Source organism: Bacillus cereus group sp. MG4 (assembly GCF_040460055.1).
GTDB lineage: Bacteria > Bacillota > Bacilli > Bacillales > Bacillaceae_G > Bacillus_A > Bacillus_A wiedmannii.
This window is the reverse complement of sequence record NZ_JARVGZ010000001.1, coordinates 3,187,020-3,206,212: the sequence shown is the minus strand read 5'-3', so window position 1 is coordinate 3,206,212 and position 19,193 is coordinate 3,187,020. Positions and strand designations below refer to the sequence as shown.

Below are 19,193 nucleotides of genomic sequence, written 5' to 3'. Positions count from 1 at the left end.
TGGGGGAAATAAGATGAAATTTTCAAAGCCACTTTTTATCACAGTAGCGCTTCTAATAGCGCTCGTTATCATTGTACCTGCTGCTCTTGTTATTCCGTTTGCGAAAGCAAAAGTAGGAGAAAAAGCAGCTTCTAAAACTCCTCCAGCGATAGAAAGTATACCAGCTCCAGGGAAAGTGGATACAGCGGTTCAAGTTGCTGTATATCGTGATCAGCAAAAGAAGGTAGAAACATTACCTATGGAGGAGTATGTGACCGGTGTAGTAGCTTCTGAGATGAATGCCAGCTTTGAAATAGAGGCGCTAAAGGCGCAGGCATTAGCAGCGAGAACATTTGTGGTACAGCGTATGCTAAGCGGAGGTAAGAAAAACAATGCGGACGTGACCGATACGGTGAAAGATCAAGTGTACAAAAGTAAAGAAGAATTGAAGAAACAATGGGGCAATAACTACGAAAATAATTTGAAGAAAATCGAAGAAGCCGTTTCGAAAACCGCAGGACAAGTTTTAACGTATGATGGAAAACCAATCTCAGCATCCTTCTTCTCAACGAGTAATGGCCGGACAGAAAATGCAGCTGATTATTGGGGAAATGATTATCCGTATTTAAAGAGCGTAGATAGTCCGTGGGATCAAGCCTCTCCAAAATTTACGAGCGAGCAAACCTTTACAGTAGCTGACTTTCAAAAGCGTCTCGGTGTGAAGGTGTTGGCAGACGGGAAGGTTGGGAATATTAAAGATCTTACGGAAGGAAAGCGAGTAAAAGATGTAGCATTTCAAGGGAAAACATTAACAGGAAAGCAAGTTCGTGAAAAGTTAGATTTACGCTCTTCTGACTTCACATGGAAACAAGAAGGGGATAAAATCGTCGTTACAACGAAGGGATTCGGTCACGGCGTTGGCATGAGCCAATACGGAGCAAATGGCATGGCAGCGGAAGGTAAGAAATATACAGATATCGTTGCTCATTATTATAAAGGTGTCGAAATAAAGTCGATGAATGATTATGAAGGAAAGTTAATGGTGAAGAAGTAGGGGAAAAAGAAACCGTTCCAAGAGGTATATTGGGACGGTTTTCTTTTGTTAGTAGATAGGTTCCTTGTCGAATCGTTGATATATTAAAAAAATCGTCAATGTTCAGCGATGACAGAACTCTGTTTAAAGGGCCCATGGATCACTGGAAGCTATTATAAGGATGAACGTACAGAAGAATCAATGAAAGACGGTTGGCTCTATGCAGGAGACATTGTCACGGTTGATTCGGAAGGATGTATTAAGATTGCTGATCGTACGAAAGACTGAATTAAAAGTGGAGGCGAATGGATTTCTTCCGTAGATTTAGAAAATGCCTTAATGTCGCAAGATAAAGTGTTAGAAGCATCTGTTGTGGCGGTGCCGCATGAAAAATTAGAGAAGAAGGCTATCCTTTCATTTGGATAGCCTTCTTTTTATGATACTTCATAAAATATCTAAATCTTCCATTAACTGTTTGGTATAATAGGATAAAAAGTATTTGGGGGAGACAGAATGGCGTTACTCGAGTTGAGACAATTAGGGAAGACGAACCAGTTACCGGCAGTTGAACTGAAGGTTGAGAAGGGACAATGTGTTGTTTTGCAATGTAATAACCATACAGCGAAAGTGTTGCACCGCATTATTATTGGTGAGGAAGAAGCTTCAACTGGCAACGTGCTGTTTGAGGGAGAATCGATTGGAAAGAAAAAGTATTCTCACATCGGTTTTTGTTTTTTGAAAGATGAAGCATACGACCGTTTGAAGGTAAAGGAATACTTTAAGTTCTTAATAGGGCTTTATGAATCAAAAATGAGTACGGAAGAAGTAGTGCAATATGTCGGCCTCTTAGATAAGTTAAACGTTAAAATAGAAAAACTATCATTTTCAGAGAAACGTCGCCTTCATATCGGGCGTGTTATGATTCATAATCCAGACTTAGTTATTTTGGAAGAGCCAGAGCAAAATGTAGATACAGAGAGTACGATTATTATTCGAAAAGCAATCATGAAAATGAAAGAGCAAGGAAAGGCAATCTTTATTACGTCATCTTTCTTATCGGACGCCCTTTCGTTAACAGAAGATGTATACATATTAAACAATGATGGTGTGAAGAAAATAGAAATCGAACAAGAAGAAATTGAAGAGGTGGATGAAGAAAAGGTTGTTCAAATGATTCCGCAAATGAAACTTGAAAGAATTCCAGCGAAAGTGAACGATAAAATCATTTTACTTGATCCGATGGAAATTCATTTTATTGAAACGCAAAACGGAGTGACACATATCCATGTGCGCGAAGGTGATTTCGTATGTGCATTAACATTAAGTGAATTAGAAACGAGATTAACAGGTTTTGGTTTCTTTAGATGTCATCGCTCGTACCTTGTGAATTTACAACGAGTACGAGAAGTGATTACTTGGACTCGTAATAGCTTTAGTTTAATTTTGGATGACGAAAGAAAAAGTTCAATTCCGCTTTCGAAAGGACGAATGGATGAATTAAAAGGTGTAATTGGGCTATAAAATTCGCTCCAATAAGCTCAAAATATGATTCATTCACCGGTAAAAATACTCCTTTTACCGGTATTTTACTGCGTAACCCTTTTGTTTTTCATATGATTGAGTCAAGAAAAGCGAAACAAACAAACGAAAAGCGCTAAAGCGACTTTCATCTATAAAAGAAAAAACAAAGGGGATGACGAGATGACATTGGCAATTGAAATGAAAGATGTAATGAAAAGTTTCAACGAAAAAACGGCACTTCGAAATGTAAATATTGAGGTGAAGCAAGGAGAGATTTTCGGATTCCTCGGACCGAGTGGATCTGGTAAAACAACAACAGTAAAGATTTTAACTTCTCAATTACTTCATAGCGTTGGAACGGTAAGAGTATTAGGGAAAGATATTACAGGGCCAAGCAACATCGATTACAAACGAATTGGTATTTTAACAGACAACAGTGGCTTATATGAAAGACTTAGCATTTATGATAACTTACTATTATTTTGTGACTTATACGATTGTAAAAAGGAACGAATCGATGAAGTGCTAGCGCAAGTGAATCTATTAGATGATAAAAAAACATTAGTAAAGAAATTATCAAAAGGAATGAAGCAGCGCGTCACATTAGCTAGAGCAATTCTTCATAAACCAGATATCCTCTTCTTAGACGAACCAACATCTGCACTTGATCCAGTAAACGTACAAAACATTCATAAAATCTTAAAAGACTTAAATAAAGAAGGAACGACGATTTTCTTAACGACTCACAATATGGAAGAGGCAGAGACACTTTGTAACCGCATAGCCTTTCTGTGCGGCGGAGAAATTGTAGCGCTTGATACACCGGAAAACCTTCGCTTACAATACGCGAAAGATCAAATACAAGTCGTATTAAAAGATAAGCAAAAAGAAGTCGTGCAAAAAGATGAATTAGGTGCAAAACGCATTTCAGAATGGATGAAAAAGGGCGAATTACTATCGATTCATTCACATGAACCAACGCTAGGTGATATCTTTATTGAAGTTACTGGGAGGGGATTATAATGACATTTTCAATGAGACGATTTTCAGCTATTTTTCGGAAAGAGGTACAGGATATTAAAGCAAATGCATCTGTACTCGTAATGGCAGCACTGCCACTTGTATTTTCTTTTGTTTATCAACAGATGGATGGACCGAAAGAACAAATCGCTAATATGGTAACTTTAATGGCCTTAACAATGGTAGGAAGCTTTGTTCAAGCAGCTTTAATTGCGGAAGAAAAAGAAAAGCACACACTACGTGTGATGATGTTGTCACCAGCATCATCGTTAGAAGTATTATTAGGGAAAAGCGCATTAACAGGTCTTATTACATTTGTAATTTGTATTAGTAACTTTGCTATTTTAGGGGTAATGAAGGGGAATATGGTTTTAATCGTTCTATTTTTACTTGCTAGTATATTTTTCTTCCTTATGTTAGGTACGGCGATTGGGTTAATAGCTAAAACAACGGCGTCAACATCAGTAGTAGGTATGCCGATTCTATTTATTTTTCTTCTAGCTCCAATGTTAGGTGGATTTATTAAAAGTGAGTTTGTAAAAAAGGCAATCGATTTTCTTCCAACGAAACATCTTGCAGATGCAATGCCGGAGCTATTGGCTGGAAAAGGTTTTTCAACTGTTAGTGGCGATTTAATAAATATTATAATTTGGTGCGTGCTTTCAATTATTCTTTGCATTGTAGTTTACAAAAAGAAACAAATGGACTAAAAACTGAGCCGAAACGCTCAGTTTTTTCTATTTTCTATCATTTCCTCGGAAATTTTACAATTCCTATACATATTTTTACAGATTTTGTCGAAAAGTAATTGGTTATACGTTGTATAGGATACGTGAATATTGTTCAAAATGATTGCTGAGGTGATGATGGAATGCGAGGAAGAAATAATAAAAAGTCGCAAAAGGTAGTACATTTATTTCAAAAAAGATGGGTGTTTCCGGCACTATACATTGCTTGTGCAGCGGTAATTTTAATGGTTGCGCTATGGTTCCAAGGAGCTAATCCGAAGAAGACTCCGAACCAAGATCAAGCAACACCGTATACACAATCGGAAGATCCAGCAGTACCAGTAACGAAATCTTCAGAAGTAGTGAAAATGCCAGCAGCCGCGAATGCGGAAGTAGTCGTACAGAAGAAATTCTATGAAGATGCAGCAACTGAGGCGGAACAAGAAAAAGCACTTGTCTTTTATAACAACACATATTCCCCGAACAAAGGAATTGACATTGCTGCGAAGAATGGAAAAGAATTCAATGTTACAGCTGCTTTAAGTGGTACAGTAACGAAAGCTGAAAAAGATTCACTTCTTGGTTATGTTGTAACAGTTGATAGTGGAAATGGTGTAGCAGCTTCTTATCAAAGCTTAGGCAGTGTGAAAGTAGAAAAAGGTGCACGAGTTGTACAAGGTGAAGTATTAGGAAAATCCGGTCTAAGTGCAATGAATAAAGAAGCAGGTTCTCACGTTCACTTTGAAGTACGTAAGGACAACGTGGCTGTGAACCCTGAGCGCTACTTAAATAAGTCAGTAGCAGAAATTAAAGCTGATGCAGGTGCTGCAAAGGCAACGAACGCTTCTGGTAAAAAAGCTGAAGACAAATCTCAAAAAGAAGAGAAGTCAACGAGCACGAAACCAGAAAATAAAACAGAAGACAAGTCTCAAAAAGAAGAGAAATCAACAAGCGGTTCGACTAGTGACAAAAAAGAAGAGCCGAAGAAAGAAGAAAAATCAACAAATGGTTCTACAGAATCATCTAACAGTTCTTCTTCACAAGAATAAGAAAGTGAAAAAATCAGTTCTCACTAGGAGAGCTGATTTTTTTACTTTTACCCCGCATTAACGGGCAGTAAGACCCCTATTTCAAAATTCAGTGAAAGCTAAGAAGTTAGGTTAGGGGCAACTGCCCGTTAAAGCCCGATTGGTGAAGGCTAATAATCAGTGGGGGTGTCCCCCACTGATTAAAGTTTCACTTTATATAAAAATACTCAATTTCGAGAAAAAAGTTGCAATAACAAGGAAAAATGACGAGATTCTCGAATATATATTACAAAAGGGAGGGGATACTGTGTCATTTTTGTTTGTTCTGTCGACTGCTATTATTTTATTGTTTGTTTTATTCACTTTATATTATTATATTGCCAGTAAGAAAGAGGTTCCCCACCATCAATTGTTAGAAGAAGAATTGGAACGAGAAGAATGACACCTTATATACAAGGTGTCATTTTTTTTCGTCAAAATAGTCAATGTTAACGTATTTCTCACAAAAAAACGTAATTTTTCTTAACTTAGTCCGCAAAAATAGTGAACATGTAGCATATATCAGTAGTGCGGGCAATACAATGGTATAAACCAAAGCAAAGAGAGTGTTTGAGGTGAGAAATCGTGAATCATTTCATTATAAATCCAAGAATGTTTAACGCTTACAAACAGCACTCACACTTACTTCTTAGTCGTATGCAGCGAGGCTCATTTCACACTTCTCACATCCAATTTAGGGAGGCGAGTGGTGTGCACGATTACATCAAAGAGAGAACTATCAAGATTGGTAAGTATATCGTGGAGACAAGAAAGACAGTGCGTGTCATTGCAAAGGAATTTGGGGTATCAAAGAGTACAGTCCATAAAGATTTAACGGAACGTCTACCAGAAATTAATCCAGAGCTCGCAAATGAAGTGAAAGAAATTCTTGATTATCATAAGTCTATTCGTCATTTAAGAGGCGGAGAAGCAACAAAGCAAAAGTATAGAAAAGAAGATGTAGAAAAGCCGGTCCGTCAATAAATATGCGATCGCAAACATTCCGTTTCAATTCGGTAATATTTTTCAGAAGAATTCTTTTTGCGAATATTACGTTTCTGTTAAATTTATGATAAAATCAGAAATTAGGTGTAAAAGAATTCGGGTGTAACCTGATTTTGAATATCGAGGAGGAAATGACGGGAATGTTTGCGCGAGATATCGGAATTGACCTAGGTACGGCTAATGTATTAATTCATGTTAAAGGCAAAGGTATTGTATTAAATGAGCCATCTGTTGTGGCAATTGATCGTAACACAGGTAAAGTATTAGCAGTAGGTGAAGAAGCAAGAAGTATGGTGGGACGTACACCTGGTAATATTGTAGCAATTCGTCCGCTTAAAGATGGTGTAATCGCAGATTTCGAAATTACAGAAGCAATGTTAAAGTATTTCATTAACAAATTGGACGTGAAAAGCTTCTTTTCAAAACCTCGCATTTTAATTTGCTGTCCAACAAATATCACATCAGTAGAACAAAAAGCAATTCGTGAGGCTGCTGAACGTTCAGGTGGTAAAACAGTATTTTTAGAAGAAGAACCAAAAGTAGCCGCAGTTGGTGCTGGTATGGAAATCTTCCAACCAAGCGGTAACATGGTTGTTGATATTGGTGGAGGTACAACGGATATCGCTGTACTATCTATGGGTGATATTGTTACCTCTTCCTCTATCAAAATGGCTGGCGATAAGTTTGATATGGAGATCTTAAACTACGTTAAACGTAAGTATAAGCTATTAATTGGAGAACGTACTTCAGAAAATATTAAAATTAAAGTTGGTACAGTATTCCCAGGTGCACGTAGCGAAGAGCTTGAAATTCGCGGACGTGACATGGTAACGGGCTTACCACGTACAATTACAGTATGCTCTGAAGAAATTACAGAAGCACTAAAAGAAGACGCGGCTATCATTGTACAAGCTGCAAAAGGCGTACTAGAGCGCACGCCACCAGAACTATCTGCGGACATTATCGACCGCGGTGTTATTCTAACAGGCGGTGGAGCTTTACTACACGGTATCGACATGCTTCTAGCAGAAGAACTAAAAGTACCAGTATTAATTGCTGAAAACCCAATGCAATGTGTTGCGGTTGGTACAGGTATTATGTTAGAGAATATCGATAAATTACCAAAGCGTGCTTTACGATAAAGTGAAACTTTAATAAGTGGGGGCATCCCCCGCTTATTATTAGCTCGCAAAAGGCGGGGAAGATGAGAAGAACTAAGGTATTAACCGTAGTTCTTTTTTGTTTTTTTATTCTTTCATTTTTTTATTTTATTTTGATTTATTGAGAAAATAGAAGAAAAATAAAGAAAAACGAAGGAAATAGGTAAAATATTCATATATATGGTTAAATTTAATATTTCCTTATTTGAAAACGTTTATAATATAATGAGTCGAATACGACATTAAGGCAAATCATGTTCAAATACATATTGCCTTTCCCTAATTTGGGCATACACTCTTTTCTACCTCCGTGTCAGTTGCAAGTATTTGCAGCTATTTTAAGAGAATAGAGTGTGTGCATTTTTTTATATATAAAGCTGAAAAGATATTAAAGTTTCACTTTATAATGACAAACAATAAACAAAATGGGATAATAAACAATATGTCCAAGTGGTAAGACCAATATTACAAAAGGGGCGATTGTTATATGCTAAATATAGAACAAATTAAAGAAATCATTCCTCACCGCTATCCATTTTTACTTGTTGATAAAATATTAGAAGTAGATGAAGGAAAAAGAGCGGTTGGAATTAAAAATGTATCCGCAAACGAAGAATTCTTTAACGGGCACTTCCCTGACTATGCAGTTATGCCCGGTGTACTTATTGTAGAAGCGTTAGCGCAAGTCGGCGCTGTTGCTGTATTAAAGAAAGAAGAAAACCGCGGAAGACTTGCTTTCTTCGCTGGTATCGACAATTGTCGTTTCAAAAAACAAGTACGTCCAGGTGATCAACTTCGTCTAGAAGTAGAAATGACACGTGTACGTGGTCCAATCGGAAAAGGAAAAGCAATTGCAACAGTAGATGGTGAAGTTGCATGTGAAGCTGAAATTACATTTGCGATTGGTGATAAAAAAGAATAACAGAAATAAAAAATCTCCTTGTGAAAATGCAAGGGGATTTTTTTATTTCCACTATATATCGGTATAATCACTAAAATACAAACTAGTCAGAAAATTACTTGTATATGGAAGGTAATTGCCATATAATTACTTTATTGTTTATACGAAAAATAGGATGAATGATAAGGATAGAAAAGAAGTAAAGCCATTGTCATATTGTTAAGGCGTTTATATAAGACAAAGTAGAATGTTAGTGATTATGATGAGATGTAGGGAAATCAGCAATATAAAATATTAATTAGACGTATGAAATCGAGCATAGAGAGAAAAAGGGGAAATGTCGCATTTCAAAAAAGGAGATTATGAATATGTTCGGAAGAAAGAAAAGAAAACCATTACGACAATTAATTACACATAAAGAGCCTAAATCACGTGTTGCAGAACAATACCGCAACATTCGTACAAATATTGAATTTACATCTGTAGATAATCATGTTCGTTCTATTATTGTTACCTCGGCAGATCCAGGTGACGGAAAAACAACAACAATCGCAAACTTAGCAGTTGTTTTCGGCCAACAAGGAAAGAAAGTTTTATTAATCGGAGCTGACTTGCGCAAGCCGACGATTCAAAACTTATTTGCCATTCATGATTCAAATGGGTTAACGAACCTATTATCAGGACAAGCGAAACTAATGCAATGCATTCAAAAAACAGATGTAGAGAATGTATACTTAATGGCAGCAGGTCCAATCCCGCCAAACCCAGCTGAATTACTAGGTAGCCGGGGAATGGACGAGCTATTGCTGGAAGCATATAACATGTTTGATATTATTTTAATCGACACACCACCCGTTCTTGCGGTTACCGATGCACAAATACTAGCGAATAAATGCGATGGAATCGTACTTGTCGTACGCAGTGAAAAAACAGAAAAAGAAAAAATCGTAAAAGCGAAGCAAATATTAGACAAAGCGTCTGGTAAATTACTTGGTGTCGTCCTAAACGATAAAAGAACAGAAAAAGAACAATATGGATATTATTAGAAAATAGTGTATAGAATAATAAATTTACAAGCCGATAAATAATTTTATTGGCTTTTTTGAATTTTTGTAAAATTTAGCATTGCATTATATAAAAAGCATAATATAATGGAAATTTTGGAAAATCGATGGAATGTGTTGTCATATTTAAGATTATTTTGTAAGATTATATGTGCTTGATGTGAATAAATGTAGAACTAAATTATTCAAAATAAAAAATGTAAGATTTATATGTTATAATTTTTCTTATGTGCAAATTTTAGAAAGTTGGAGGAACTTATGGAAGAAACAATTAGTTTGAAAGAGTTATTTCATATTTTAAAAAAACGTTTAGCAATGATCCTCGTAATCGCCTTTGGTGCAGCTATTGTAAGTGCTATCATTAGCTTCTTCTTTATGACACCAATCTATCAATCTTCGACGCAAATTCTTGTTAACCAGAAGAAACAAGAGGGATCGATGTTTCAAGCTGGTGAAGTTCAAACGAATATTCAATTAACGAATACATATAAGGTTATTATTAAAAGTCCAGTAATCTTAGAGCAAGTAAATGAAAAATTAAATTTAAATATGACAGCGCAAGCATTAACGAAGAAGGTTAATGTTGCGAATGAAAAAGATTCACAAGTCATTTCTGTAACAGCTGAGGATAAAGATCCAAAAGTAGCTCGTGATATTGCTAATGCTACTGCAGATGTATTTAAAGGTGAAGTTGCAAAAATTATGAACGTGGATAACGTAACAGTACTATCTAAAGCAGAAGTTGCAGAAAATCAATCTCCAATTAAACCACGTCCAATGTTAAATATAGCAATTGCTTTCGTTGTTGGTTTAATGGCTTCAGTTGGTCTTGCATTCTTACTAGAATATTTAGATAACACAGTGAAAAAAGAAGAAGATGTAGAAAACTTACTTGGTTTACCAGTGTTAGGCATTGTAGCTCGTATGGATGAAGAAACAATGAACGTGAAATCACACGCTCCATCATCAAGAAAAGTGAGGGGACAAACAATTGGCTCTTAATTTATTTAAAAAGAAAAAAAATCATCGTCAACGTCGTCAATTAATTGCTCATCAACAACCGAAATCACCAATTTCAGAACAATATCGTAATATTCGAACGAATGTTGAGTTTGCATCTGTTGATACGAATTTACATTCGTTAATGGTGACGTCTGCGAACCCAAGTGAAGGGAAAACAACGACAACAGCAAATATGGCAGTCGTGTTTGCCCAACAAGGAAAGAAAGTATTATTAATTGATGCAGATATGCGTAAACCAGCGATGCATCAAATGTTTCAAGTCGATAATATTTTCGGATTAACGAACGTATTAACACATAGTGAACGTTTAGAAAAATGTTTACAAACGACTTCAGTTGATAATTTACACTTTTTAGCTTGTGGTCCAATCCCACCAAATCCAGCAGAACTGTTAGGTTCGAAATCAATGCAAGAACTGCTTGCGCAAGCGTATAGTATGTACGATTTGGTTATTTTCGATTTACCACCAATTTTAGCTGTAACTGACGCGCAAATTATGGCGAATGTATGTGATGCTTCTATTCTTGTCGTTCGCAGTGAATCGACAGAGAAGGAAACAGCAGTAAAAGCAAAAGGTTTATTAGAATCGGCAAAAGGTAAATTGTTAGGCGTTGTCTTGAACGATCGTGAACGTGAGCAGGGCTTATATTATTACTACGGTGCAAACTAATTAAAAGAGTGAGATATGACAAGAACATATCTCCTTTTTTCCCTTGAATATGAGATGTCTCATATTCAAGGGAAAAAAGATTTATATGAGAGGGAGGATGAAACAAATGATAGATTTACATTGTCACATTTTACCTGGTATCGATGACGGTGCACAAACAGTAACAGACAGTTTAGCAATGGCACAACAAGCTGTGGCAGAAGGAATACATACGATTGTCGCAACACCGCACCATCAAAATGGAAAATATGTAAATGAGCGTACTTCTATTATTCATCAAGTGAAGCAATTAAATGATGAATTGCAACAATATGAAATCCCACTGAAAGTTTTACCAGGGCAAGAGGTCAGGTTATACGGTGATTTATTAGAAGATTATGAAGCTGGTAAAATTGTTACTTTAAATGAAACAAACAAATACATATTCATTGAATTTCCATCTAATCATGTACCTCGTTATGCAGAACAACTATTTTATGAACTACGTGTAAAAGGAATGATTCCAATTATCGTTCATCCTGAACGTAATGCCGAGTTAATCGAGCGGCCAGATAAGTTATATAACCTTGTCAATAAAGGTGCATTAACGCAAGTAACGGCAAGCAGTTTATTAGGGAAGTTTGGCAAAAAAATCAAAAAGTTTTCCTTGCAGCTTGTGGAACATAATTTAACTCATATGATCGCATCAGATGCACATAACACAACGTCAAGAGGATTTTATCTAGCAGAAAGCTATGAACTAATTGAGAAAGAATTTGGCGTAAGTGTTATGAATGATTTAAGAGAGAATCCGTATTTAATAATTAGCGGAAAAGCAATTTATAAAGAAGATCCAGAACAAATCCGTCGTAAAAAGTTGTTCGGTATTTTTTAAATAAAGAACTGGTGATGTCTCCTAACCGTTATCAACGGAGGCACTCGGTCGTGCTGTGGGTAGAAATTTTTATTTCGAACCTACCTTAGACGCTTGTCGTCGGGAGTATGGCGTGAGGATGGGTTGGATGCCCATAATTTATTTATGATAGAAACTCTACCTATGGAGTTATAAGAATGACTCTATAGGTAGGGTTTTTGTTATTGTTACATACAAATAAAAGGATGTAGGGGGACTACAATTGAAAAAAGTAAGAAAAGCAATTATTCCAGCCGCTGGTCTTGGAACAAGATTTTTACCAGCGACAAAGGCAATGCCGAAAGAAATGTTACCGATCGTCGATAAACCGACAATTCAATACATAATAGAAGAAGCAATAGAATCAGGAATTGAAGATATTATTATTGTTACTGGAAAAGGAAAGCGCGCGATTGAGGATCATTTTGATCATTCATTCGAACTAGAACAAAACCTTTTAGAAAAAGGAAAGTACGAAATGCTTGAAAAGGTACAAGCTTCTTCAAGAATTAATATTCATTATATAAGACAAAAAGAGCCAAAGGGGCTTGGGCATGCAGTATGGTGTGCACGTAAGTTTATTGGAAATGAACCATTTGCGGTATTACTTGGTGATGATATTGTACAAGCAGAAACGCCATGTTTACGTCAATTAATGGATCAATATGAAGGTACACAGTCGTCAGTTATTGGTGTACAAACAGTACCTGAAAATGAAACACATCGTTACGGTATTATCGATCCAGTTGAACAAAATGACCGTCGTTATCAAGTACGTCAATTTGTGGAAAAGCCAGCGCAAGGTACAGCACCATCAAATTTAGCAATTATGGGTCGTTACGTATTAACGCCAGAAATTTTTACATTCCTTGAGAATCAACAAACGGGTGCTGGTGGAGAGATTCAGTTGACAGATGCAATTCAACGTTTAAATGAAATTCAACGTGTATTTGCTTATGATTTTGAAGGAACTCGTTATGATGTAGGGGAGAAATTTGGGTTTATTAAGACTACAATTGAAATGGCTTTAAAGCATGAAGAGTTAAAAGAAGAATTGATGAATTATATGAATGAACTTGTAAAAAAAGAAAAAATGTAGGTATAAAGTGGGGTGGAAAGGTAGTGTCCTTGACTAAAGTATCGAGTGAAAGTGTAGAAAGAAAAGAAATGCTTGGTGATGAAAATATAAATCAAAAATGGTCATATATATTTATGAAGCGTTTAATAGACATAGTCGGTTCATTTTGTGGAATTATTCTCCTGTTACCTGTATTTATTATTGTTGCTATATGTATTAAGTTAGAAGACCCAAAAGGTCCTGTGTTTTTTAAACAAATGCGTGTTGGAAAAGATGAAAAGGGTTTTGGAATGTATAAATTTCGCTCGATGGTAACTGATGCGGAAGAGAAGTTACAGGATTTATTGCAACATAATGAAGTATCGGGTGCCATGTTTAAAATGAAAGATGATCCACGCGTAACAAAGATTGGAAAATTTATTCGTAAAACGAGTATTGATGAATTACCACAATTGATTAATGTTTTAAAGGGAGAAATGAGCCTAGTAGGTCCGAGGCCACCTTTATTAAGAGAAGTTAAAACGTATACTGCTTATGATAAGCAAAGATTGAAAGTTATTCCGGGATGTACGGGACTTTGGCAAGTTAGTGGAAGAAGCAATATTGGATTTAGAGAGATGGTAGAATTAGATTTATACTACATTCAATATAGAAGTATTTTATTTGATTTTAAAATTATTTTAAAAACAGTGTTTGTTCTTTTTGGATCCAAAGATGCATTTTAAAAAAATATAAATTACTTAGACTAGGTGAGAAAATGTCGGTTTATAAAAATACAATGTGGTCATTTCTTAGTATTGTAGGGGTACAAATTATTAATATCCTTACTAATATAATATTGGCGAGGGTGCTAGCTCCAGAATATTTTGGGGTATTAGGGATGGCCATGGTTTTTGCGGGAATTGCCTTTGTTATACAAGAAGCAGGATTAAGCTCCTATCTAATATATAATAAAAGCAACTCTAATAAATTAGTATATTCTACGTTTTGGATGAATGTATTGGTCTCTGCTATTTTAACAGCGCTCATTTGGGGCATGTCTCCCCATATTGCTAATTTATACAAAAGTGATCAAGTAGAAGAAGTATTAAAGTATGTTTGTATAGGTATTGGTTTGGGGGCCATTGGAAGTACCTCAAGAGCGTTATTAATGAAGGAAAATAATTTTAAAAAGATTACTGTAATAGATTTGATAGCTGAAATAGTATCCAGTATATGTGCAGTAATATTTGCTATATACATAGATGGGATATTAGCGGTATCTACTAAGTATATTTTGAGACCAATGATTCAATCTATACTATCCCTTATTTATAAGCCATTATCTATAAAGACCCTCTTTGCGGTAGATCTAAATGAAAGTAAGAAAATTATTTCATATAGTTCTAATGTATTAGGATCTCAGTTATTTATGTATGCCAATAATAATATTGATTATTTTCTGGTAGGTACATACCTTGGGAAGATTCAACTTGGTCTATATACTTTAGCTTTCCAATGGGGATCAATAGCTCGATATTACTTATCAAGTGCTATTATGAGAGTAATGTTTCCAGAAGTCTCGAAGTTGCAGCATAATTTAGTAAAAGTTAAAAATATGTACCTTGATATTATCTCAAAGCTGGCATTAATAACCCTACCATTATGTATAGGTTTAGCGCTTGTCTCATATGAATTTATTTATGTACTATACGGACAAAATTGGTTAGAGACAGTACGTGTTCTACAAGTGTTACTAGTTGCGGGGGGAATTGCTTCAATTACAGTTGTTGGTGGTCCAGTATTAAGAGGCATTGGTAAACCACAAGTTGAGATGAAAATAAGTATATTATCATTCTGTTCTTTTAGTTTGTTATTAATGATATTCATAAGATATGGCTTAGTAGCTGTAGCTTATACTGAACTATTAAGGGTATTAATAGTTGAATCAATAAGAGTATTGGCATTAAAGAAGTACTTGAAAATAGAAATAGGGGAACTAGTGAGAAAGTTAATTCCAACTGTAAAGGCACTATTAATTATGGTACTTGTTATAGTTATATTTGATTACCTCATTGTAATTCCAAATGTTTATATTAGTTTTATCTCTAAGATATTATTAGGAATGATATCTTATGGAGGGGCCATTTATATTTTTAACAAGAATGAAATAGAAGGTTTATTACATAAAATAAAATTCAAAGGTGTTAAGAATGAAAAAAATATTAATTGTTAATAGCTATTATGCACCTAACATCTTAGGTGGTGCGGAGATTTCTACCCAATTATTAGCAGAGGACTTGAAAAAGGAGTATAAGGTATGTATTTTAACAACTGGAGCTCAGAAGTCAGGAATCATTAAAGATGAAAAGAATGGTGTAGAAATTTTCAGGATACCATGCATGAATTTATATTGGCCTGGTGAAAAGAAAAAGAGAGGGAACTTAAAAAAGTTAGGTTGGCATTTTATAAATGCTTTTAATTTATCGCAATATAAACTTTTAGAAAAATTATTAGTTGAAATTCAACCGGATATAATGCACACTCAAAATTTAAATGGGATTGGAACTTACATATGGAGAATTGCTAAACAATTAAATATCCCTACAGTTCATACAACAAGAGATTATGCATTGTTTGAACCTGTGAATAATCAATTCGTTAATAAGGTATTATTACATTTTAATAGAGTGCGAAGTAAGTATGTTGATTGTGTTGTAGGAATATCACAATTTATTTTAGACGAACATAAACAGCGGGGGTTATTTTTAAATTCTGTGGAAAGTACAATTCATAATATTGTTAACGCAAAACGTTATGAAAGAAAATTGAGGAGAGAAGGAGAACCGCTAGTAATTGGTTATTTTGGACAATTAACAAAGGTAAAGGGAATAGATTTATTAGTAAAAGCGGTTAGTTTGCTTCCTGCAGAAGTAGTAAAAGAGTTTGTGGTATGTGGAACCGGAGAATTGGAAGGAATGTTATGGGACATTTCTCAAAGTGACAGTCGAATTATTTTAAAAGGAAAAGTATCTTTAGAAGAAGTAAATAAGCAAATGGCAAATATAGACTTAACCGTTGTTCCATCTATATGGGAAGAGCCTTTTGGTCGAGTAATTATTGAATCTTATAATCAAGGAACTCCTGTACTTGCGAGCAAGGTGGGGGGAATTAAGGAAATAGTTCAAGAGCCAAAATATTTAATTGATCCCATAGATATTACTAATATTATGAATTTAATAATAGAATTTCAGAAGACTAATAAATGTACCATCGAAGAGGAAATAATTTCTAGTTTTAAAATAGCAGAAAACTATAAAAGGAATATTCATTTATATTTAGATCAATATAAAAAATTAATCTAGTACTTTATATTTTATACTAGGAGCGGTTACTTTTGGAATGTAGAAAACTAACAATTTTAGATAGGTATTTTAGAGCCTGGGCTCTTGTTATTCCAGTTACCTCAGTTTTAGTAGTTCCAGGAATTCAAGGGACCATACCAGGGTATATTTTTTCTTTTCTTTTGATATTTGTATTATTAGTATGTAAGTTGGATAGTAGTAAAATCAATACATTTAAAGATATGTTTGTATTTACTTATATTTTTATTATCATGATATTAATTTCACAACTTATAAATGGTACTATAAATATCCCAAGTTTAGAGAGAGTAATCTTAGTAAATAAATTGGATATTAATACAGAAATTTTCAGGGGTTCTCTTTTTACACAATCCCTATATTTAATACCGTGCATAATACTATTTTGCTTTATTAAAAATTATTACAGTAAGGATTGGGATAAGTATATTTTTTGGGGAATTGGAATTTATGCCATATTTGGTCTGTACGAATTTTTTTACTATATTATATTTAATGACTTCGGGGATTTTTTAACAAATAGAAACTTTGGAGAGCATGAGACTATTAGGTTAGGAAATCAATTAATGACAGTTGCAGGTTTTACATTTCAGCGAATAAATGGGCTGGCATTAGAACCGTCAATGTTTGCATTTACGATCTTACCATTTTGGATTTATTCTATACACACTAAGAGAAAAAGGCTGTCTTTGATTCTTTTGGGTTCATTATTATTGACAGCATCAACAACAGCTTTTATAGGGATAATCTTATATTATTGCTATGCAATTTTAAAATCTAATCAATTAAGAAATTTCTTTATTTTTACGTTCGGATTATTGGTTATATTGTTATTTTGGGATTATGTATACGCTATCCTGGATAAGACAATATTCCAAAAAATGTTTATGAAAACTGAATCGGGAATAGACCGAAGTAACTTCTTTATGGAGCATCTATCCTATTTTCAAGACAGTAGCTTTTTAACAAAGCTATTTGGAATCGGGTTTGGATATGTTCGATCTACAGATTTTTTCACTACTATATTGGTTAATAATGGTATAGTGGGATTTTGTTTGTTTAGCCTATTATTTGCATATCCATTATTTACTTTAAAGAACTCTTATAAAAATATGGGTATAAAGATGGCCCTTGTAGTTATTTACACTACTATGATGGTATCTATTCCCGAGTTTTCATTCCTCTCTATTTGGTTATTTTTGGGGATAGCTTACAAAGAAGTATTCAATCAAAACAAGGTATATATAGAATCTAATATTGAGAAAAATAAACGTAATAAAATGGAGGAATTAAAATGAATATCGCAGTTGTAGGTACAGGTTACGTAGGTTTAGTAACAGGTGTTTGTCTATCGGAGATTAATCATCAAGTTATATGTATAGATACAGACGAAGAGAAAATAAAAAAAATGCAATCTGGTATTTCACCAATATATGAACCAGGTTTAGATGAGTTAATGCAAAAAAATATAAAAAAAGGTACTTTGCATTTTACAAATAATCATCAAAGAGGCTTTGCGGATGCTGAAGTTATATTTATTGCTGTAGGTACTCCCCAAATGCCAGATGGTTCTGCTAATTTAGCATTTATTGAGGCTGTTGCCAAATCTATTGCTAAATATGTTAGTCACGATATTATTGTAGTTACAAAAAGTACAGTTCCTGTTGGAACAAATGATTTTGTGAAGAAAATAATTTTAGAGAATTTGCAGCATAATGTAACTGTTAAAGTAGCATCCAATCCTGAGTTTTTACGTGAGGGGTCAGCTATACAAGATACATTTCAAGGGGATCGTATTGTTATTGGGACAGAAGATCAAGAAACTGCAAATATCTTAGAGGATATGTATAAAGGATTTAATTTACCAGTATTTAAAACAGATATTTATAGTTCGGAAATGATTAAATATGCATCTAATGCTTTCTTGGCTACAAAGATTAGTTTTATTAATGAAATTTCCAATATTTGCGAGAAGTTGGGTGCAAATGTTGAAGATGTTGCAAGTGGAATGGGATTTGATCATCGAATTGGACGTGCGTTTTTAAATGCAGGTATAGGATATGGGGGATCATGTTTTCCAAAAGATACTCATGCCTTAGTACAAATTGCTGGTGGAGTAGAACACGATTTCACGTTGTTGAAATCTGTTATAGATGTAAATAATAATCAGCAGAGCTTAATGGTAGAAAAAATTAAATATAGATTAGGAAATTTAAAAGGTCTGAAGATAGCTATGCTAGGTTTAGCGTTTAAGCCAAATACGGATGATATGCGTGAAGCAGCTTCTATTGTGATTTCCAATCATTTGGTAGAAGAAGGGGCTAATATCTATGCATACGATCCAATTGCTATAGAAAAAGCTAAAGCTATCTTACCAAGTAACATAGTATATACAACTTCTCTTGATGAGTGCTTAGAAGCAGTAGATGTAACTGTGATTGTTACGGAATGGGATGAGTTCAAAGCTATGGATTTAAACAAGTTTAAAGGATTAGTTAAAACACCATTGTTATTTGATGGAAGAAATTGCTTTGATTTAGATGAAATGAAAAAAAAAGGTATTGAATATCATTCAGTAGGAAGACCTATAATTCACAATATTAATAATAATAAAGAAAAAAGTTTAGTTTAAAATAATACTCATAGTGTAGAGCTTAGGGACAAGGTATATCAAAATTATTCCTTATCTC

19 protein-coding genes and 1 pseudogene are annotated in these 19,193 nt (G+C 34.5%); all 20 read left to right on the top strand.

The genetic code is table 11. The features are described from left to right. Positions 1–13 precede the first annotated feature (13 nt). The 20 genes and pseudogenes from spoIID to QCI41_RS16845 all read left to right on the top strand — a co-directional run bounded on the left by spoIID (position 14) and on the right by QCI41_RS16845 (position 19,135). Positions 14–1,033 carry a stage II sporulation protein D gene (spoIID, locus tag QCI41_RS16940; protein WP_353837032.1) on the top strand — a complete coding sequence of 340 codons (1,020 nt, stop codon included), beginning with the start codon at positions 14–16 and terminating at the stop codon, positions 1,031–1,033. 108 nt (positions 1,034–1,141) lie between these two features. Then, positions 1,142–1,423, top strand: a pseudogene (locus tag QCI41_RS16935) (fatty-acid--CoA ligase); the annotation flags it as partial. Positions 1,424–1,525: 102 nt separating this feature from the next. Then, on the top strand, positions 1,526–2,533 hold the full coding sequence (locus QCI41_RS16930; RefSeq protein ID WP_046960130.1) for a LytTR family transcriptional regulator DNA-binding domain-containing protein: 1,008 nt from the start codon (positions 1,526–1,528) through the stop codon (positions 2,531–2,533). Between the two features lie 180 nt (positions 2,534–2,713). After that, the gene (locus tag QCI41_RS16925; RefSeq protein ID WP_046960129.1) at positions 2,714–3,556 is read left to right on the top strand and encodes an ABC transporter ATP-binding protein; all 843 of its coding nucleotides are present in this window, start codon (positions 2,714–2,716) and stop codon (positions 3,554–3,556) included. After that, positions 3,556–4,263, top strand: a complete 708-nt coding sequence (locus tag QCI41_RS16920) for an ABC transporter permease (RefSeq protein WP_353837033.1) — start codon at positions 3,556–3,558, stop codon at positions 4,261–4,263. The genes QCI41_RS16925 and QCI41_RS16920 overlap by 1 nt, the downstream gene beginning before the upstream one ends. A gap of 161 nt (positions 4,264–4,424) precedes the next feature. Continuing rightward, a complete protein-coding gene (spoIIQ, locus tag QCI41_RS16915; protein ID WP_064470676.1) occupies positions 4,425–5,330 on the top strand; it encodes a stage II sporulation protein SpoIIQ in 906 nt (301 codons plus the stop codon). A 286-nt stretch (positions 5,331–5,616) separates the two neighbouring features. Beyond that, a complete protein-coding gene (locus tag QCI41_RS16910; protein WP_000008907.1) occupies positions 5,617–5,751 on the top strand; it encodes a hypothetical protein in 135 nt (44 codons plus the stop codon). Between the two features lie 308 nt (positions 5,752–6,059). Then, entirely contained in the window at positions 6,060–6,332 is a 273-nt protein-coding gene (gene spoIIID, locus QCI41_RS16905) for a sporulation transcriptional regulator SpoIIID (protein WP_000544012.1), read from the top strand. A 161-nt stretch (positions 6,333–6,493) separates the two neighbouring features. Then, complete coding sequence (mreB, locus tag QCI41_RS16900) at positions 6,494–7,495, top strand: rod shape-determining protein (protein ID WP_000457990.1); 1,002 nt, start codon at positions 6,494–6,496, stop codon at positions 7,493–7,495. A 505-nt stretch (positions 7,496–8,000) separates the two neighbouring features. Beyond that, positions 8,001–8,435 carry a 3-hydroxyacyl-ACP dehydratase FabZ gene (gene fabZ, locus QCI41_RS16895; protein ID WP_000931959.1) on the top strand — a complete coding sequence of 145 codons (435 nt, stop codon included), beginning with the start codon at positions 8,001–8,003 and terminating at the stop codon, positions 8,433–8,435. Between the two features lie 347 nt (positions 8,436–8,782). Next, positions 8,783–9,460 (top strand): CpsD/CapB family tyrosine-protein kinase, encoded by a 678-nt coding sequence (locus QCI41_RS16890; RefSeq protein ID WP_353837034.1) that lies wholly within the window; start codon positions 8,783–8,785, stop codon positions 9,458–9,460. A gap of 276 nt (positions 9,461–9,736) precedes the next feature. Then, positions 9,737–10,480 carry a YveK family protein gene (locus QCI41_RS16885; RefSeq protein WP_353837035.1) on the top strand — a complete coding sequence of 248 codons (744 nt, stop codon included), beginning with the start codon at positions 9,737–9,739 and terminating at the stop codon, positions 10,478–10,480. Next, positions 10,470–11,171: a CpsD/CapB family tyrosine-protein kinase gene (locus QCI41_RS16880; RefSeq protein WP_353837036.1), complete on the top strand. Its 702-nt coding sequence runs from the start codon at positions 10,470–10,472 to the stop codon at positions 11,169–11,171. Before QCI41_RS16885 ends, QCI41_RS16880 begins: the two co-directional genes overlap by 11 nt. Before the next feature lie 106 nt (positions 11,172–11,277). After that, positions 11,278–12,045, top strand: a complete 768-nt coding sequence (locus QCI41_RS16875) for a tyrosine-protein phosphatase (RefSeq protein ID WP_353837037.1) — start codon at positions 11,278–11,280, stop codon at positions 12,043–12,045. 241 nt (positions 12,046–12,286) lie between these two features. After that, positions 12,287–13,162, top strand: coding sequence for a UTP--glucose-1-phosphate uridylyltransferase BpsC (gene bpsC, locus QCI41_RS16870; RefSeq protein WP_353837038.1), 876 nt, complete (start codon positions 12,287–12,289; stop codon positions 13,160–13,162). Positions 13,163–13,185: 23 nt separating this feature from the next. Beyond that, positions 13,186–13,866 carry a sugar transferase gene (locus QCI41_RS16865; protein WP_353837039.1) on the top strand — a complete coding sequence of 227 codons (681 nt, stop codon included), beginning with the start codon at positions 13,186–13,188 and terminating at the stop codon, positions 13,864–13,866. Positions 13,867–13,898: 32 nt separating this feature from the next. After that, positions 13,899–15,356 (top strand): lipopolysaccharide biosynthesis protein, encoded by a 1,458-nt coding sequence (locus tag QCI41_RS16860; RefSeq protein WP_353837040.1) that lies wholly within the window; start codon positions 13,899–13,901, stop codon positions 15,354–15,356. Beyond that, on the top strand, positions 15,334–16,485 hold the full coding sequence (locus QCI41_RS16855) for a glycosyltransferase family 4 protein (protein ID WP_353837041.1): 1,152 nt from the start codon (positions 15,334–15,336) through the stop codon (positions 16,483–16,485). Before QCI41_RS16860 ends, QCI41_RS16855 begins: the two co-directional genes overlap by 23 nt. Positions 16,486–16,517: 32 nt before the next feature. Continuing rightward, complete coding sequence (locus QCI41_RS16850; protein ID WP_353837042.1) at positions 16,518–17,801, top strand: hypothetical protein; 1,284 nt, start codon at positions 16,518–16,520, stop codon at positions 17,799–17,801. Next, the gene (locus QCI41_RS16845) at positions 17,798–19,135 is read left to right on the top strand and encodes a UDP-glucose dehydrogenase family protein (RefSeq protein ID WP_353837043.1); all 1,338 of its coding nucleotides are present in this window, start codon (positions 17,798–17,800) and stop codon (positions 19,133–19,135) included. Before QCI41_RS16850 ends, QCI41_RS16845 begins: the two co-directional genes overlap by 4 nt. Positions 19,136–19,193 lie beyond the last annotated feature (58 nt).

Coding starts and splice junctions, on each gene's coding strand:
- QCI41_RS16855 (WP_353837041.1), top strand. CDS start 15,334: ATGAAAAAAATATTAATTGTTAATAGCTATTATGCACCTAACATCTTA.
- spoIIQ (WP_064470676.1), top strand. CDS start 4,425: ATGCGAGGAAGAAATAATAAAAAGTCGCAAAAGGTAGTACATTTATTT.
- spoIID (WP_353837032.1), top strand. CDS start 14: ATGAAATTTTCAAAGCCACTTTTTATCACAGTAGCGCTTCTAATAGCG.
- QCI41_RS16925 (WP_046960129.1), top strand. CDS start 2,714: ATGACATTGGCAATTGAAATGAAAGATGTAATGAAAAGTTTCAACGAA.
- QCI41_RS16890 (WP_353837034.1), top strand. CDS start 8,783: ATGTTCGGAAGAAAGAAAAGAAAACCATTACGACAATTAATTACACAT.
- QCI41_RS16930 (WP_046960130.1), top strand. CDS start 1,526: ATGGCGTTACTCGAGTTGAGACAATTAGGGAAGACGAACCAGTTACCG.
- mreB (WP_000457990.1), top strand. CDS start 6,494: ATGTTTGCGCGAGATATCGGAATTGACCTAGGTACGGCTAATGTATTA.
- QCI41_RS16875 (WP_353837037.1), top strand. CDS start 11,278: ATGATAGATTTACATTGTCACATTTTACCTGGTATCGATGACGGTGCA.
- fabZ (WP_000931959.1), top strand. CDS start 8,001: ATGCTAAATATAGAACAAATTAAAGAAATCATTCCTCACCGCTATCCA.
- QCI41_RS16885 (WP_353837035.1), top strand. CDS start 9,737: ATGGAAGAAACAATTAGTTTGAAAGAGTTATTTCATATTTTAAAAAAA.
- QCI41_RS16845 (WP_353837043.1), top strand. CDS start 17,798: ATGAATATCGCAGTTGTAGGTACAGGTTACGTAGGTTTAGTAACAGGT.
- QCI41_RS16920 (WP_353837033.1), top strand. CDS start 3,556: ATGACATTTTCAATGAGACGATTTTCAGCTATTTTTCGGAAAGAGGTA.
- QCI41_RS16860 (WP_353837040.1), top strand. CDS start 13,899: ATGTCGGTTTATAAAAATACAATGTGGTCATTTCTTAGTATTGTAGGG.